Here is a 15,796-nt window from a genome sequence, read left to right as displayed (position 1 = left end):
AGGTAAGCAAATAGCTAATGGCGACTAAGAAATCTGCATTAGTTGTTGATATTTATCACGATATTCAACAACACCTGTTTACCTATGTATTGCTGGTTGCAGTAGTTTTGTCTGCTTTTTCGGTGATTTACTTCACCCACGTTAATCGACAAACCACCAGTGAATTGGAAGTGTTGTTGACCGAGCGCGATGAATTAGACATCGAGTGGCGCAATTTATTAATAGAACAGAATAGTTTGGCAGAGCATAGCGTGATTGAGCGCAAAGCAGCAAAAATGCTGGATATGCAACGACCAGACGCAAATTCGGAAGTAGTGTTAACCATACCATGACAGCTAAGGTAAAACGCAATAAAGCTAATCAAAAACCGAGCACAGTTGCTTGGCGCTTTTACGTTGTGCTGGCGGTGGTGGTAGCTATCTATTTAGCGCTAATGGCTCGCGCAGCTTATATTCAAGTGTTCGAACCTGACATGTTGAAAAAGCAAGGGGATATGCGCTCGTTAAGAACCGCGGCCAGTGAAGTTCAACGTGGCTCTGTACTCGATCGCAATGGCCGTGAACTAGCGGTAAGTGTGCCGGTTGAAACTGTTTGGGCAGATCCGAAAGTTGTGATGGATAACAATGCGTTAGCCATGAGTGAACACTGGCAAGCATTGGCAGATGTGTTAGATCAAGACGTTAACAAACTCACCAGTCGTATCGTGCGCAACCCAAACAAACGCTTTGTTTATGTTGAGCGCCAAGTGTCGCCAGTGATGGCAAACTATATTAAAGAGTTAAAAATCCCCGGTATTCACCTACGCAAAGAATCCAAACGTTTTTATCCATCGGGTGAAATTAGTGCTCACGTGGTCGGCTTTACCAATGTCGATGACAAAGGTATCGAAGGTATAGAGCGGGTTTACAACACTATGCTAACCGGTGTTGGCGGCGAGAAGAAATTCCGCAAAGATGCCAAAGGCCGGAAAATTGAAATTCTCTCAGTGGAAGAGGCGCAGCCCCCCAAAGATGTTGTGCTCAGTATTGACCAACGCATTCAAACCCTAGCATACCGCGAACTTAAAGGCGCGGTTTCTGCGTTTAAGGCGACCTCGGGTTCTGTGATTGTTGCGGATGTGCATACTGGTGAGATTCTTGCCATGGTCAACTCTCCATCGTTTAACCCGAACAACCGTGCAAACACACCAGTGCACAAAATGCGTAATCGTGCGATCACCGACATGTTTGAGCCTGGTTCAACCATGAAGCCACTGTCCTTGCTAACTGCAATGGAATTTGGTGTCGCAGAAGCAAGTACGATTGTTGATACCCATCCAGGCTGGATGCGTCTTGGTGGCCGCCGCGTTAGTGACCCGATTAATCGTGGTGATCTCACCATGGAAGAAATTTTGATCCACTCATCCAATATGGGCACCGCTAAATTGGTGCTTTCGATGCCGAAGGAATTTCTACTCGACAAGTTCTTCGAAGTCGGTTTTGGTGAGCAAACAGGCACTGGGCTAATCGGTGAAACCAGTGGCATGATGCACGATCGCAGTCGCTGGTCACAATTTGAGTTAGCGACTTTATCGTTCGGTTATGCCTTGGCAATTAGCCCATTACAACTAACTCGTTTGTACGCCACTATCGCCAACGGCGGCACTAAAATTCCGCTGACGATATTAAAACAAGATACGCCAGCCAGAGGCGAGCGCATTTTCTCAAATCGATTAACCGCAGATTTGCGTTCTATGCTTGAAGGTGTGGTGGAAAACGGTGCTAAGAAAGCAAAAGTAGAAGGTTATCGCGTTGGCGGTAAAACCGGTACCAGTATTAAAGCGATTGCAGGCGGTTATGGTAATGACTATGTTGGCTTGTTCGCAGGCATGGCACCAATTGATAATCCTGAAGTGGTCGTGGTTGTCGTTATTAATGAGCCGGGTGGCGATTTATATCACGGTGGAGATGTTGCAGCGCCTGTGTTTTCACGGGTAATGAAAGGCACCTTGCAGGTGTTGAATATAGCGCCTGACTCATCATCGAACAGTCAACGCGTGGTGAAAAGCGCTGAGCGCAAGGGGGGGGACAATGCCTAACCTTGCCACTAGGAATCTTGTCACCAAGAACTCTGCTACTCAAACCCCACTTATGCCAACAGCGCTTGCTGGATGCTCTATTGCAGAAGCCTTGGCTCAGTTTGATATTAACATTACACCTTTAGCGACGGCTCAGCTTGTCAATAACAGCCGTCAGGTTAATCAGGGTGATGTGTTCTGTGCTGTGATAGGTACTGCGAGTGATGGTCGCAATTATATCGACCAAGCAATTGCGGCAGGAGCGAGTTTAGTGATAGCTGAATGCCAACAGGCACAGCAACATGGCAATCAGCTACGCCGTGAAAACGTCACAATTGTGCAGTTTTATCAGCTAAATCAACGTTTATTTGAATTGGCGGCGAGCTATTATCAATACCCACAAGATAAGTTGAGCCTCATTGGTATTACTGGCACTAACGGGAAAACCAGTACCAGCCAAATGATCGCCAGCTTACTTAACCTTTGCCAGCAAGATGCTTATCAACAAACTGATAAGAGTACTGAAAGCTATGGCCAGAGTGATGGCCATAGCATAGCAGCTCAAGCCGCTGTGATAGGTACTACAGGCGCTGGTATCTTACCGGCATTGACACCAATTGCTAATACAACGCCAGGTGCGACCGAGCTGAATCAGATTTTAGCGAGCTTTGCCGAACAGTCGGTCACGCATGTGGCGATGGAAGTTTCTTCGCACGCATTAGATCAGGGCCGTATTGCTGCTGAACAACTGAGTGTCGCGGTGTTTACCAATTTAAGCCGAGACCATTTGGATTATCACCAAACCATGGCGGACTATGCCAAAGCTAAGTTCAGTATCTTTGCTGGCACTACTAGCGAAACCAGTGCGCAAATTGCGGTTGTTAATGGTGATGATGAGTACGGTCAAGCTTGGCTTGCGCAGTTAAAACAGCCAAGTATCGCCTTTGGTAAAAGTGATGCTGTTACTCAGCATCAGCGCTTTGTGCGCGCACAAGATATTGAGCTTTCACCTAGCGGTGTTAGCTTTATCGCGGTCACAGAAAAAACAAGCGCTAAGGTCGAGAGCAAGTTATTAGGTGAATTTAACATTGATAACTTACTAGCAGCCATTGCCAGTTTATTAGCACTAAATATTTCACTTGATGCCATTGTTGCCAACATTCCCAAGTTGTTGCCTAGCCAGGGACGAATGGAGGCATTCCATCACACAGACAAGCCCGTCGCCGTGGTTGATTATGCTCATACGCCTGATGCATTAGCCAATGCTTTGCAAGCTTGTCGTCACCATTGCCAAGGCGAGCTGTGGGTGGTGTTTGGGTGTGGTGGTGATCGCGATCAAGGCAAGCGTCCACAAATGGGGCAAGCTGCTGAGCAATTTGCCGATCATGTGGTGGTCACTAATGATAACCCGCGCAGTGAAGCCCCTGAACTGATTGCTAACGACATTTTAGCAGGCTGTCAGCATGTGGAAAAAATCACCGTTATGCTCGACCGTCAACAAGCCGTTCGCTCTACACTCGCTCACGCCAAATCAAATGACATTGTGCTGTTAGCGGGAAAAGGGCATGAGAATACCATCGAAATAGCAGGCCAAATCATTGAATACAGTGAACGTGCTCTGGTCGAAACCCTATATCTGACAGGAGAGCACTAATGATCCCATTAACCTTATCAGAAATTGCTAGTGCCACAGGTGGCGAACTCATTGGTGCTGATATTACGATTTCTGCGATTAGCACAGACAGCCGCGCATTAGCAGCAGAGCAAGTTTTTTTAGCGCTCAAAGGCCCTAATTTTGATGGTCATAAGTTTGTGAGCCAAGTTGCTGAGTTAGGTGGTTTGGCGGTCATTGTTGATCATCAAGTTGAAACAACATTGCCACAAGTGGTGGTGGCTGATACTCGTATTGCGCTGGGAAAAATTGGTGCTTACGTCAAAGCACAAACAGCGCCAAAAACTGTTGGTATTACTGGCAGTAGTGGTAAAACCACAGTCAAAGAAATGGTTGCTGCAATTTTATCGCGTCTAGGAAATGTCCTAGCCACCAATGGCAACTTTAACAATGACATTGGCGTACCGCTGACGTTGCTGCGTTTAGGCCACGAACATGATTTTGCTGTTATTGAAATGGGCGCCAATCATATTGGTGAAATTGCCTATACCACTAACTTAGTCAAGCCTGATGTAGCCATCATCAATAATATTGCGGCCGCACACTTAGAAGGCTTTGGTGATTTATGTGGTGTTGCTCGCGCAAAAGGGGAAATCTTCGAAGGTATTCCAGAAGGTGGCGTGGCTGTTTACAACCAAGACTCAAAATGGGCTGATAAATGGCAATGGCGTTTAACTGATAAAAAAGTGCGTCGTTTTTCTTGCAAAGAGAGTGCAGATGAGAAAGGCGCAAATGAAATAATCAAAGCTGAGCAAGCTGCAGATTGTTATAGCGCAAATGTCACTCTTGACGACAATGGCTGCGCCAACTTCAAGTTACACACGCATATTGGTAGCACCTATATTGAGCTGACAATACCTGGTAAACACAATGTTTGTAACGCGGTTGCTGCAGCTGCCATCGCCATTGAATGTGGTGCCAGCCTAGATGACATCAAACTCGGGCTAGCGGAAATGTCGGCGGTTAAAGGACGTTTAAACCTTTATCAGTTAGATGATAACTGTAAGCTCATCGACGACACTTATAACGCTAACGTGGAATCAATCAAAGCTGCAACAGAGTTGCTGGCTAGTTATCCAGGCTACCGTGTCTTGATTTTAGGGGATATGGCAGAACTTGGTAGTGATGCCAGAAGTTATCATCAAGAAGTAGGAGAGCATGCCAAAACACAGGGAATAGACACTTTATTAACACTTGGCGTGTTAAGCCAAAGTACGGCTGATGCCTTTGGTGATAATGGTCAGCATTTTAGCTCGAAAGAGCAATTGTTGGCATCGCTTAAGCAGCAATTGGCTAACGAAGAACGCGCGATTTCTATTTTAGTGAAAGGCTCGCGCAGTGCTCATATGGAGCACGTGGTAAATGAGATTATAAATTGGCGCAAACCTCGCGCCGCTGAGGAGCACTCGTAATGTTGTATTGGTTAGGCGAGTACCTCACCCAATATTTTTCTGGATTTAATGTTTTTTCCTATCTGACCTTTAGGGCTATTGTTAGCACCCTAACGGCCTTGGGAATTTCTCTGTATTTTGGCCCTAAATTAATTCGCGCCTTGCAACGTATGCAAATTGGCCAAACCGTGCGTGACGATGGTCCGCAAAGCCATTTGTCAAAATCAGGTACGCCTACCATGGGCGGTATTTTGATTTTGGCGTCAATCATCGCCAGCGTGTTGCTATGGGGCGATTTGTCGAATACCTATGTTTTGACCACCTTATTTGTTGTCGCTTCATTTGGTGCCATTGGTTTTGTTGATGATTACCGCAAGGTGATCCGCAAAGACTCAAACGGCTTGATTGCCCGTTGGAAGTACTTCTGGCAAACCGTGGTTGGCTTAGGTACCGCAATATTTTTGTATGCACAAGCGCAGTCGCCAGAAGAAACAGCGTTACTCGTGCCATTTATTAAAGATGTGATGCCGCAATTAGGCCTACTGTATATCGCCATGGCGTACTTCGTAATTGTCGGTACCAGTAATGCTGTGAATTTAACCGATGGTTTAGATGGCTTAGCCATAGTACCTACTATTATGGTTGCCGGTGCCTTTGCGGTATTCGCGTACGTTACAGGCAACGTGAATTTTTCTGAGTACCTAAACATCCCTTACATTCCGCAAGCCAGCGAATTAGTGGTGGTTTGTACTGCCATTGTTGGCGCTGGCCTTGGCTTCTTATGGTTTAACACGTACCCAGCACAAGTCTTTATGGGCGATGTTGGCTCATTAGCCCTTGGTGCAGTTTTAGGCGTTATTGCGGTACTTGTACGTCAGGAGCTTGTGCTGGTGATTATGGGCGGTGTTTTTGTGATGGAAACCGTTTCTGTGATCTTGCAAGTAGGTTCATACAAGCTGCGTGGTCAGCGTATTTTCCGAATGGCTCCCATTCATCATCACTATGAATTAAAAGGTTGGCCAGAGCCACGCGTGATTGTGCGTTTCTGGATTATTTCCATTGTTTTGGTTTTGGTTGGCTTGGCCACCTTAAAGCTGAGATAGCGAACAGGTTTTAATTAATAAGAGCAAAGAGCAAAGTAACCAGATGTCATCTATATCGTTAACACAGCTAGCAGATAAGCGCATTGTCGTGTTAGGCCTTGGCCTGACTGGCATGTCGTTTGTTCGTTTCTTAACGAACAACGGGCTAAGCTGCGCCGTTAACGACAGCCGTGCGCAACATCCGGCCTTTGCTGAATTTGCCGTTAATTACCCTGAATGTCAGCTGTACACGGGACAATGGCATAGCGAAATCATTGCACGAGCAGATATTTTATTAGTCAGCCCAGGTGTTGATATCACCTTACCGGAAATTGCTGAAAACATTAGTGCCTCGGCACAGGTATGGGGTGATGTTGAGCTTTACGCTCGCCTAAAAGATACACCTTGTGTTGCAGTTACTGGCTCCAATGGCAAATCAACTGTGGTTAATCTGCTGCATCACATTGGCCAAAAGCTAGGTGTTGATACCCAACTTGGTGGTAATGTTGGCGTACCAGTGCTTGATACCATCAATGAATCTCCTGAGTTGTTAATTCTTGAGCTTTCAAGTTTTCAATTGGAAACCATCAGTAGCTTAAAGCCACTAGTAGCAAGCGTTTTAAACCTTAGTGATGATCATTTAGATCGCCACAAAACGATGGCGATTTACACTGAGCTTAAACAGCGTATTTATCACGGTGCTGAGTTTGCCGTATTTAATGCTGAAGATAGCGCAACGGTGCCAACTACAGATATTAATGCTTGTTCATTTAGCCAAGCTGTACCGAGCTGCTCCCAAGTCAACAGGGATAACTTTGGTGTTATCAGTCATCAAGGCAAAGCTTATTTAGCCAAAGGTGAACAGCCACTGATGGCTTTAGCGGAATTACCAATTGCGGGTTTGCACAACGCAGCCAACAGTTTAGCTGCACTTGCCATCGGCGAGCAGCTAGGTTGGGAAATGTCGAAAATGTTGCAAGCGATTAAGTCTTATCAAGGCTTAGCGCACCGCTGTCAGCCAGTTGCCAGTGAAGACGGTATTCGTTGGATTAACGATTCAAAAGCAACTAATGTTGGCGCGACACTCGCCGCACTTCAAGGTTTAGCACCAAGCTTGGCTGCTGATCAAAAACTCTATTTAATTGCTGGCGGAGAAGGCAAAGGTGCTGATTTTACGCCGTTAGCACCTGTAATTACCGAGCATGTTGCTCATGTCTTCGCGCTTGGCAAAGATCAACAGCAAATTTTAGCGTTATCGGAAAATAGCACGGCGGTCGATTCCATCGAACAAGCGGTCGCTTACTGCAAAAAGCAAGCAAAAGCGGGAGATGTGGTGATGTTATCGCCAGCATGCGCCAGTATTGATATGTTTGCTAACTTCGCTGAGCGCGGAAACGTTTTTACTGCGGCCGTTGCTGACGTAGCTAGCAAATCAAGTGAGGAGTTGAGCTAATGGCGATTAACTTCTCACTACGAGTGCTTAGCATGCCTGCCATGTCGTCTATGCCCAATTGGATGAAGGTGGAAACGAACGCTAATGTCACCTTCGATCGCTCCTATATTATTTTAATGGTTACCATGTACACCATCGGCTTAATAATGGCGGCGAGCTCTTCAATGCCAGTGGCTGAGCGTTTGTTTAACGACCCATTCCACTTTGTTTTTCGCCATGGCATCTATATTGGCTTGAGTTTGTTGATTGCTGGTTTTACCTTGCAAATACCCATGAGTTGGTGGCACCAAAACAGTGGTAAATTATTGCTCTTGGCAATTGCGCTTTTATTAGTGGTTTTAGCCGTGGGTCGTACGGTAAATGGTTCAACCCGCTGGATTGTACTTGGGCCAATTACTATTCAAGCGGCAGAGCCAGCTAAGTTATTCTTTTTCTGTTATTTATCTGCTTATTTAGTGCGTCGTCGTGATGAAGTGATGGAAAACATCAAAGGCTTTGCTAAGCCATTGATTGTATTTGGTGTTTTGGCAATGTTGTTATTGCTTCAGCCAGATTTGGGTACTGTTGTTGTGATGTTTGTCACTACCTTTGGCCTACTATTCCTAGCTGGTGCTAAACTATGGCAGTTTATCGCGGTTGCGACGGTTGGGGTCGGTGCGCTATCATTGCTCGCCATTTTTGAGCCCTATCGCTGGCGCCGTGTTACCAGCTTCCTTGACCCATGGGCAGATCCCTTTGGTAGTGGCTACCAATTAACGCAGTCGTTAATGGCCTATGGTCGTGGCGAAATGTTCGGTCAAGGCTTGGGCAATAGCATACAAAAATTAGAATATTTGCCGGAAGCACACACCGACTTCGTGATGGCAGTGCTGGCGGAAGAGTTTGGTTTTATTGGTATTAGTGCCATTTTAGTATTGAGTAGTATTTTAGTGATTAAGGCATTACTGCTAGGTCGCAAAGCGATCAACAAAGAAAAGTATTTTGAAGGTTTTTTTGCCTATGGTATTGGAATTTGGTTCTGCTTCCAAGCAGCGGTAAACGTTGGCGCCAGCGCTGGTATCGTTCCTACCAAAGGGTTGACTATGCCACTGATCAGTTATGGTGGTAGCTCAACCATTATTATGACTATAGCGGTAGTGGTGTTACTGCGTATCGATCATGAATTAAGGCTGCAATCATTACAGGCGACGAGTTCAAATCGCAAATCAGTGGGCAAATCTACTAGCAAGCCAAAAGCGATGAGCAAAGCCTCTAGCAAGAACACACCAGAACAAGGAGCGCTTGATGTCTAGCACTTCTGTCGCGAACAACAAACCTAAATTATTAGTAATGGCGGGCGGTACTGGCGGCCATATCTTCCCTGGTATTGCCGTTGCGAAAGCGCTTGAAGCGGAAGGTTGGGACATTCACTGGCTTGGTACCGCAAAGCGAATGGAAGCCGATATTGTTCCTCAGCACGGTTACCCCATTTCCTTTATTAATATTGCGGGTCTGAGAAACAAGGGCTGGAAAGAGCTGGTTAAACTGCCGTTTAAATTATTGCAATCACTTTGGCAATCCATCCGTGTTATTCGCGGTATCAATCCTGATGTTGTGCTCGGCATGGGCGGTTACGCAAGTGCTCCAGGCGGAGTTGCCGCTTGGTTATTGGGTAAGCCTCTAGTGCTTCATGAGCAAAATGCCGTTGCGGGGATGAGTAATCGCTACCTATCAAAGCTCGCTAAGCGTGTGTTGTGTGCCTTTCCAAAAGCATTTGCGCCGAAAGTTAAAGCTGATGTTGTCGGCAACCCACTGCGCAAGGAAATGGTTGAACTTGAGCAGGTGGTGTCGGTTCAGCCAACCACCAGTAAGAAAGTACTTGTTGTCGGCGGTAGCCTAGGAGCAAAAGTGTTTAACGACACGGTTCCAGCGGCCATGAAACAAATTCAACAGCAACATATTCATGTTTGGCATCAAACCGGTAAAGGCAATGCCGAGCAAGTGCGTAAAGCGTATCAGCAAAATGAGCTGACGGGCGAGCGCGCCAAAGTGACAGAATTTATCGACAATATGGCCGAGGCCTATAACTGGGCTGATATCGTCGTGTGCCGCGCTGGTGCGTTAACCGTTTCTGAGCTTGCGATGGCAGGTAAGCCGGCGATTTTTGTGCCGCTTCCTCATGCCGTCGATGATCACCAAACCAAGAATGCTGAATATTTAGTTGGCCGCGGTGCTGCCAAGCTAATTGCACAACGAGATTTTAATGGTACCACGCTAGCGCAAATGCTCAACAGCATGTTTAGCTCAGACACTGTGGTGCGCAATATGTCAAAAGCTGCGCTTGATGCCGCGCATGCTGATGCAACAGTTAAAGTGGCTAACGCCTGTAAGGGGTTAGTCACGCATGGATAAGAATAAAGTAGTAAGTAGCGCTGTGAGTGAAATGAATAAAGCAAATACGCTGATTAAGGTGCCTGAAATGCGCCGCGTTAAGCAAATCCACTTTGTTGGGATAGGCGGCGCAGGCATGGGCGGTATCGCTGAAGTGCTATTAAATGAAGGTTATCAAATCAGCGGCTCTGATATCGCGGAAAATGCTGTCGTAAAGCGCTTGGTTGCCTTGGGAGCGCAAGTGCATATTGGCCATCAAGCAGAGAATATCAATGGTGCTAGCGTGATTGTCGTGTCTACCGCCATTGACAAAACTAACCCAGAGATCACTGCGGCGTTTGAACAGCGTATTCCTGTGGTGCGCCGCGCTGAGATGCTAGCCGAGCTAATGCGTTTCCGCCACGGTATCGCTATTGCGGGTACTCATGGCAAAACCACAACAACGAGCCTTATCGCCAGCATCTTAGCTGAGGGCGAGCTTGACCCAACGTTTGTTATTGGCGGCTTACTTAACAGCGCTGGCACCAATGCAAGACTAGGCTCAAGTCGCTACTTAGTGGCAGAAGCAGATGAGTCGGATGCTTCCTTCTTGCATTTACAACCAATGGTCGCTGTGGTCACCAATATTGACGCCGATCATATGGAAACCTATGACGGCGATTTCGAAAAACTTAAAGACACTTACTTAGAGTTTTTGCATAACCTGCCATTTTACGGCATTGCTGTGCTTTGCATTGATAACCCTGTAGTGCGCGAATTATTGCCAAAAGTTGCGCGTCAAGTGATCACTTATGGCTTTAGCGAAGATGCCGATATTCGTGCAACAGATTTTGAACAATCTGCCGGTCAAAGCCGCTTTAATGTGGTTATTAATAACGTAACCAATTTCGATGTTACGCTGAATCTGCCGGGTGAGCACAATGTGCTAAATGCCTTGGCAGCGATTGCCGTTGCTCATGATGAAGGCGTTAATCAAACCGCAATTACTAAGTCGTTAAGTGAATTTGAAGGTATAGGGCGTCGATTCGAGCAACTTGCTGCTCTCAGCACTGAAGCAGGCGATATGGTGCTAGTAGATGATTACGGTCACCACCCTAAAGAAGTGGAAGCGACCATTAAAGCCATGCGCAATGGCTGGCCAGACAAACGTTTAGTCATGGTGTTTCAACCGCATCGCTACTCGCGCACCCGTGATTTATTTGAAGATTTTGTTGAAGTGTTGTCAGAAGTCGACAGCCTATTCCTACTTGATGTTTACAGTGCTGGCGAAGCCAGTATTCCAAGCGCAGATAGCAAATCATTGGCGCGTGCCATTCGTCAACGTGGCCAATTAGAGCCAGTTTATGTTTCTGATGTTGAAAAGCTGCCATCGCTATTAGCCATGCAACTACAAGAAAATGACATGGTGATCACGCAAGGGGCCGGCAATATTGGCGCAGTGGCTCGTTCACTAGCGGTTAGCCCATTACTCAACCTTAGGCAAAGTACTTCATCTGACAAGGAGCATGGCTAATGACGACCACTAAGAATATTGCCGTGCTTTATGGCGGCACATCGGCTGAACGCGAAGTGTCACTGAACTCAGGTAAAGCAATTGCCAATGGCCTGGTGCAAAGCGGCTATCACGTTGAATTGATTGATACCAAATCTGTACCGCTCTCAGCATTAGCTGAGAAAAATATTGATTGTGTGTTTATCGCTTTGCATGGTCGTGGCGGTGAAGATGGTTGCCTGCAAGGTGCTTTAGAGTTTATGGGACTCAATTACACAGGTTCTGGTGTTTTAGGTTCGGCGCTTTGTATGGATAAAGTGCGCACCAAGCAAGTATTACTTGCTCAAGGGCTACCAACCGCGCCGTTTAAAGTAATTCAACAAGCGCAATTTGACATGGCTGATTGTGAAGCTGTGTTAGCCGAGCTAGGCGGTGTCGCTATGGTTAAGCCAGCTAAAGAAGGCTCAAGCATTGGGATGGCAAAAGTCACTAATGCTAAGGCACTGGAAAATGCATTGATTGAAGCCTTTGGTTTTGATGAGCGTGTTTTAGTTGAAGCTTGGATTCATGGGCCAGAGTATACCGTCTCGATTTTAGGTGATACCGCATTGCCAGCGATTCATATGGAGACGCCGCGAGAGTTTTATGACTACGAGGCGAAATACCAAAGTAATTCGACCTTATACCATTGCCCAAGCGGTTTACCTGAGCAAGATGAGCAAGCCTTGCAAGCCTTGGCGAAGCATGCCTTTGATGCAGTTGACGCCCAAGGGTGGGGACGCGTTGATGTGATGCGCAATGAACAAGGTGATTGGCAAGTATTGGAAGTTAATACAGTACCAGGGATGACAGAAACGTCACTGGTACCTAAAGCGGCGCAAGCAGCAGGAATTGGCTTTAGCGAATTAGTCTCGCGAATTGCTGAGAGTGCTGGCTTAAACAAATAGCAGTTAGTAAGGGTTTAAAAAGTTAATGGCAAGAGCATCAGCTAAAACATTGGCTACTAAAAACGAAACCAAAGCAAACGTGCATTGGACGTTTTGGTTAGGGTTGACGTTTTTTCTGATGGTGGTAGTTGGCTTGTTGTCGGTGGCTTGGTTGATTGGTCAGAAGTTTAATTCAGCCGAAACCTCGCCAGTAACGCATGTGGCGATATCAGGCGAAATGCCATACACCCGCGAAAGCGATGTGTTAACAGCATTAGCGCCACTGAATATCGGCAACTTTTTTAAAGTGGATGTTAACCAAGTGCAGGCGCGTGTTGCGCAATTGCCTTGGGTGTATTCGGTGTCAGTGCGTAAGCAATGGCCAAACGAATTGAAGATTTATGTGGTTGATCAGGCGCCTATTGCTCGTTGGAATGGTGACTTTTTTATTAACCAATACGGAAAGGCGTTTCAGGCGTCACATGAGCGTGTAAATCACCCGCTGCCAGCGTTTTTTGGCCCTGAAGGCAGTGAGCAGGTGGCGTTAGAAAATTACCATAGCTTGAACAAACTGTTGGCCTACAGCAGTTTGGCGATTAACGAATTGGTACTGTCAGAGCGTTTTTCTTGGCAGTTAACGTTAAGCGATGGCGTACAGATTAATTTAGGCCGTGAAGAGCGTGTGCAACGTGTACAACGCTTTATGGATATTTATCCACAGATTAAACAGTATCAAAAACAAGACGAAGTGATTGATTACATTGACCTTCGCTACGATACCGGTGTTGCGGTTGGCTGGAAGCCAGCCCCTGAAGAGCAAAGAGTGTAAATTGATGGCGAAAGTAGCAGAAAGAAAATTAGTTGTTGGCCTAGATATCGGAACGTCGAAGATCTCGGTTGCCGTTGGCGAAGTGACGCCAGAAAACAAACTCAGCATAGTTGGGGTCGGTAATCAGCCATCACGTGGTATGGATAAAGGCGGCGTGAATGATTTGAATTTAGTGATTCAATCCATTCAACGTGCCATCAACGAAGCCGAACTCATGGCGGACTGTCGCATTAGTTCAATTTACTTGGGTATCTCTGGCAAGCACATTAGCTGTCAAAACGAAAACGGCATGGTGCCAGTCAGTGACAACGAAGTAGTACAGGAAGATGTCGATAATGTGATTCACACGGCACGCTCTGTCCCTATTTCTGCTGAGCGTCGCATGTTACACGTGCTGCCACAAGAATTTAGTATCGACTGCCAAGATGGTATCAAAAGCCCGATAGGCATGTCTGGTGTTCGTATGGAAGCCAAAGTGCATATTGTTACCTGCGCTAATGATATGGCGAAAAACTTGGTCAAATGTGTTGAGCGCTGTGAACTCAAAGCCGATCAACTAATTTTCTCAGCATTGGCGTCAAGTTACGCGGTGGTGACAGAAGATGAAAAAGAGCTAGGCATCTGTGTCGTTGATATTGGTGCTGGCACTATGGATTTAGCGGTATTTACTGGTGGCGCACTGCGTCATACAGCGGTAATCCCTGTCGCGGGTAATCAGGTTACTAGTGATATTTCGAAAATCTTCAGAACACCACTTAGCCATGCAGAAGAGATCAAAGTGCAGTATGCCTGTGCATTGCGCCAAATGGTTAGCATGGAAGAAAGCATTGAAGTGCCAAGTGTTGGTGGTAGACCTGCACGCAGTATGTCGCGTCATACCTTGTCAGAAGTGGTTGAACCGAGATATCACGAATTATTTGAATTAATTCAAGAAGAACTGCGCGAAGCGGGCTTAGCCGATCAAATCGCAGCGGGCTTTGTGCTTACGGGGGGGACCTCGAAAATGGAAGGTGTAGTGGAATTTGCTGAAGAAGTCTTCCAAATGCCAGTACGTATCGCCCAGCCATTACCTGTTGAAGGTTTATATGAGTATGTGAGCGATCCAAGCTATTCAACGGTGGTTGGTTTGTTGCATTACGGCATGCAGGAAAGTGGCAACGAAGAGAAAGCGAAAAAGAATGTAGAAGGTGTGACGGACTTATGGTCACGCGTTCATGCCTGGTTTAAAGGCGAGTTTTAATTGTCGTTATTCGCAATGATGCGAATAGTGATTGTTGTTTAAATTTTTGGTGGAACAAAAACGTTAAAAAACGGAGAGAGTATTATGTTTGAATTGATGGAAGATCATAACGAAGAAGCAGTAATCAAGGTCATTGGTGTTGGCGGTGGCGGCGGTAACGCTGTTGAGCATATGGTAAGCCAAACCATTGAAGGTGTTGAGTTTATTACCGCAAATACTGATTCACAGGCTTTGCGTAATTCATCAGCCAATGTGACTTTGCAGTTAGGCAGCGATGTTACTAAAGGTTTAGGTGCTGGTGCGAACCCCGAAATTGGTCGCCGCGCAGCAGAAGAAGATCGTGAAACGATTAAGCAAACGCTTGAAGGTGCAGACATGGTCTTTATCGCTGCTGGTATGGGCGGCGGTACTGGTACTGGCGCAGCGCCAGTTGTCGCAGAAGTGGCTAAAGAAATGGGTGTATTAACGGTTGCTGTCGTGACTAAGCCTTTCCCATTTGAAGGTAAGAAGCGTATGAACTACGCCGACCAAGGTATTGAGTTCTTGGCAAACCATGTTGACTCGTTAATTACTATCCCTAACGAAAAGCTATTAAAAGTGCTTGGCCCAGGTACGTCACTACTTGACGCATTCAAAGCCGCGAACAATGTTTTGCTTGGCGCAGTTCAAGGTATTGCTGAGCTGATTACTCGCCCTGGTCTAATCAACGTGGACTTTGCTGACGTTCGTACCGTAATGTCTGAAATGGGAACGGCAATGATGGGGTCTGGTATTGCATCTGGTGAAGACCGTGCACAAGAAGCTGCAGAAGCAGCAATTGCTAGCCCGTTGTTAGAAGACGTAGACCTAGCGGGTGCACGCGGTATTTTGGTAAATATTACCGCTGGCATGGATATCAGCATTGACGAGTTTGAAACTGTTGGTAACCAAGTAAAAGCTTTCGCATCTGAAAATGCGACAGTTGTTGTTGGTGCGGTAATCGACCCTGAAATGACAGATGAACTGCGTGTAACCGTAGTCGCAACGGGTATCGGCGCAGAGCGCAAGCCAGACATCACGTTAGTTAATCCAGCACCTGCGGTTGAGCAGCAAGTGGTTGGTGGTGACTATGTTGCAGCACCACAAGCTGAGCCAATGACAGCAGCAGTACCAGAGTCAGCACCCGTGACTACGTCAGCGAAAGAATTGGATAGCTATTTAGATATTCCAGCTTTCTTACGCAAGCAAGCTGACTAATTATTAATAGCGATGCTAGCCAGCTAAACAATTTAGGCTAGCAGCTAAA

The 15,796-nt window shown here is 46.4% G+C and carries 13 protein-coding genes; all 13 read left to right on the top strand.

Annotated elements, in window-relative coordinates; all coding sequences use genetic code 11:
* Positions 1 to 17 precede the first annotated feature (17 nt).
* The 13 genes from ftsL (at position 18) to ftsZ (ending at position 15,747) form a co-directional block, all read left to right on the top strand.
* A complete protein-coding gene (ftsL, locus tag DXX92_RS15500; protein WP_116001306.1) occupies positions 18 to 332 on the top strand; it encodes a cell division protein FtsL in 315 nt (104 codons plus the stop codon).
* On the top strand, positions 329 to 2,077 hold the full coding sequence (locus tag DXX92_RS15495; RefSeq protein ID WP_116001304.1) for a penicillin-binding transpeptidase domain-containing protein: 1,749 nt from the start codon (positions 329 to 331) through the stop codon (positions 2,075 to 2,077). Before ftsL ends, DXX92_RS15495 begins: the two co-directional genes overlap by 4 nt.
* Positions 2,070 to 3,710, top strand: a complete 1,641-nt coding sequence (locus DXX92_RS15490) for a Mur ligase family protein (RefSeq protein ID WP_116001302.1) — start codon at positions 2,070 to 2,072, stop codon at positions 3,708 to 3,710. Before DXX92_RS15495 ends, DXX92_RS15490 begins: the two co-directional genes overlap by 8 nt.
* Positions 3,710 to 5,140: a UDP-N-acetylmuramoyl-tripeptide--D-alanyl-D-alanine ligase gene (gene murF, locus DXX92_RS15485; protein WP_116001301.1), complete on the top strand. Its 1,431-nt coding sequence runs from the start codon at positions 3,710 to 3,712 to the stop codon at positions 5,138 to 5,140. Before DXX92_RS15490 ends, murF begins: the two co-directional genes overlap by 1 nt.
* Positions 5,140 to 6,222, top strand: a complete 1,083-nt coding sequence (gene mraY / locus DXX92_RS15480) for a phospho-N-acetylmuramoyl-pentapeptide-transferase (RefSeq protein ID WP_116001299.1) — start codon at positions 5,140 to 5,142, stop codon at positions 6,220 to 6,222. Before murF ends, mraY begins: the two co-directional genes overlap by 1 nt.
* Positions 6,223 to 6,265: 43 nt before the next feature.
* On the top strand, positions 6,266 to 7,654 hold the full coding sequence (gene murD / locus DXX92_RS15475) for a UDP-N-acetylmuramoyl-L-alanine--D-glutamate ligase (RefSeq protein ID WP_116001298.1): 1,389 nt from the start codon (positions 6,266 to 6,268) through the stop codon (positions 7,652 to 7,654).
* A gap of 32 nt (positions 7,655 to 7,686) precedes the next feature.
* The gene (gene ftsW, locus DXX92_RS15470) at positions 7,687 to 8,946 is read left to right on the top strand and encodes a cell division protein FtsW (RefSeq protein WP_181901811.1); all 1,260 of its coding nucleotides are present in this window, start codon (positions 7,687 to 7,689) and stop codon (positions 8,944 to 8,946) included.
* The gene (murG, locus tag DXX92_RS15465) at positions 8,939 to 10,045 is read left to right on the top strand and encodes an undecaprenyldiphospho-muramoylpentapeptide beta-N-acetylglucosaminyltransferase (RefSeq protein ID WP_116001294.1); all 1,107 of its coding nucleotides are present in this window, start codon (positions 8,939 to 8,941) and stop codon (positions 10,043 to 10,045) included. Before ftsW ends, murG begins: the two co-directional genes overlap by 8 nt.
* A gap of 31 nt (positions 10,046 to 10,076) precedes the next feature.
* Complete coding sequence (gene murC / locus DXX92_RS15460) at positions 10,077 to 11,537, top strand: UDP-N-acetylmuramate--L-alanine ligase (RefSeq protein WP_116002462.1); 1,461 nt, start codon at positions 10,077 to 10,079, stop codon at positions 11,535 to 11,537.
* Entirely contained in the window at positions 11,537 to 12,463 is a 927-nt protein-coding gene (locus DXX92_RS15455) for a D-alanine--D-alanine ligase (RefSeq protein WP_116001292.1), read from the top strand. The genes murC and DXX92_RS15455 overlap by 1 nt, the downstream gene beginning before the upstream one ends.
* A 25-nt stretch (positions 12,464 to 12,488) precedes the next feature.
* Positions 12,489 to 13,271: a cell division protein FtsQ/DivIB gene (locus DXX92_RS15450; RefSeq protein ID WP_116001290.1), complete on the top strand. Its 783-nt coding sequence runs from the start codon at positions 12,489 to 12,491 to the stop codon at positions 13,269 to 13,271.
* 4 nt (positions 13,272 to 13,275) lie between these two features.
* A complete protein-coding gene (ftsA, locus tag DXX92_RS15445) occupies positions 13,276 to 14,511 on the top strand; it encodes a cell division protein FtsA (protein WP_116001288.1) in 1,236 nt (411 codons plus the stop codon).
* A gap of 84 nt (positions 14,512 to 14,595) precedes the next feature.
* Positions 14,596 to 15,747, top strand: coding sequence for a cell division protein FtsZ (ftsZ, locus tag DXX92_RS15440; protein ID WP_116001286.1), 1,152 nt, complete (start codon positions 14,596 to 14,598; stop codon positions 15,745 to 15,747).
* The last annotated feature ends 49 nt before the right edge of the window (positions 15,748 to 15,796 follow it).

Origin of the sequence: Thalassotalea euphylliae, assembly GCF_003390395.1 — a bacterium.
Classification (GTDB): Bacteria; Pseudomonadota; Gammaproteobacteria; order Enterobacterales; family Alteromonadaceae; genus Thalassotalea_F; species Thalassotalea_F euphylliae_C.
This window is presented reverse-complemented; position numbering and strand designations above follow the sequence as displayed.

Excerpts from the sequence above, each read along its gene's own strand:
- ftsL (WP_116001306.1), top strand. The coding sequence starts at position 18 with ATGGCGACTAAGAAATCTGCATTAGTTGTTGATATTTATCACGATATT.
- DXX92_RS15495 (WP_116001304.1), top strand. The coding sequence starts at position 329 with ATGACAGCTAAGGTAAAACGCAATAAAGCTAATCAAAAACCGAGCACA.
- DXX92_RS15490 (WP_116001302.1), top strand. The coding sequence starts at position 2,070 with ATGCCTAACCTTGCCACTAGGAATCTTGTCACCAAGAACTCTGCTACT.
- murF (WP_116001301.1), top strand. The coding sequence starts at position 3,710 with ATGATCCCATTAACCTTATCAGAAATTGCTAGTGCCACAGGTGGCGAA.
- mraY (WP_116001299.1), top strand. The coding sequence starts at position 5,140 with ATGTTGTATTGGTTAGGCGAGTACCTCACCCAATATTTTTCTGGATTT.
- murD (WP_116001298.1), top strand. The coding sequence starts at position 6,266 with ATGTCATCTATATCGTTAACACAGCTAGCAGATAAGCGCATTGTCGTG.
- ftsW (WP_181901811.1), top strand. The coding sequence starts at position 7,687 with ATGCCTGCCATGTCGTCTATGCCCAATTGGATGAAGGTGGAAACGAAC.
- murG (WP_116001294.1), top strand. The coding sequence starts at position 8,939 with ATGTCTAGCACTTCTGTCGCGAACAACAAACCTAAATTATTAGTAATG.
- murC (WP_116002462.1), top strand. The coding sequence starts at position 10,077 with ATGAATAAAGCAAATACGCTGATTAAGGTGCCTGAAATGCGCCGCGTT.
- DXX92_RS15455 (WP_116001292.1), top strand. The coding sequence starts at position 11,537 with ATGACGACCACTAAGAATATTGCCGTGCTTTATGGCGGCACATCGGCT.
- DXX92_RS15450 (WP_116001290.1), top strand. The coding sequence starts at position 12,489 with ATGGCAAGAGCATCAGCTAAAACATTGGCTACTAAAAACGAAACCAAA.
- ftsA (WP_116001288.1), top strand. The coding sequence starts at position 13,276 with ATGGCGAAAGTAGCAGAAAGAAAATTAGTTGTTGGCCTAGATATCGGA.
- ftsZ (WP_116001286.1), top strand. The coding sequence starts at position 14,596 with ATGTTTGAATTGATGGAAGATCATAACGAAGAAGCAGTAATCAAGGTC.